Origin of the sequence: Streptomyces niphimycinicus (assembly GCF_018883605.1) — a bacterium.
Classification (GTDB): domain Bacteria; phylum Actinomycetota; class Actinomycetes; order Streptomycetales; family Streptomycetaceae; genus Streptomyces; species Streptomyces niphimycinicus.
Genome location: NZ_JAHLEM010000502.1, coordinates 1 through 504 on the forward strand (window position 1 = coordinate 1; position 504 = coordinate 504).

At 75.2% G+C, this 504-nt stretch carries 1 protein-coding gene; it reads left to right on the forward strand.

Annotated elements, in window-relative coordinates; translation table 11 throughout:
• Window positions 1–504, forward strand: a 504-nt coding sequence (locus KN815_RS34265; RefSeq protein ID WP_216345745.1) for a KR domain-containing protein, incomplete at both ends; no start/stop codon positions are given.

Here is a 504-nt window from a genome sequence, read left to right on the forward strand (position 1 = left end):
GATCGGCTCGCTGACGCCCGAGCGCGTCGACCATGTCATGCGTCCGAAGGTGGACGCCGCGTGGAATCTGCATGAGCTGACCCGCGAGCTGGACCTGGCGGCCTTCGTGCTGTTCTCGTCCTCCTCCGGTGTGTTCGGCGGCCCGGGCCAGGGCAACTACGCCGCGTCCAACGTCTTCCTGGACGCTCTCGCCCAGCACCGCGCCGCCCAGGGCCTGCCCGCCACCGCGCTGGCGTGGGGCCTGTGGGCCGGGGCCGGTATGGGCAGCACCCTGGACGAGGCCGACATCGCCCGGATGCGGCGCGCCGGACTGCCGCCGCTGCCGGTGGCGGAGGGCCTCGCGCTGCTCGACACCGCGCTGACCGTCCGCGAGGCGTCGCTGGTGCCGATGCGGGTGGACATCGCGGCCCTGCGCACCCTGGCCGCAAGTGGCGCGGTCTCGCCGCTGTTCCGCGGTCTGGTGCGGATCCCGGCGCGGCGCGCGGTGGACGCGGTCGCGGCGGG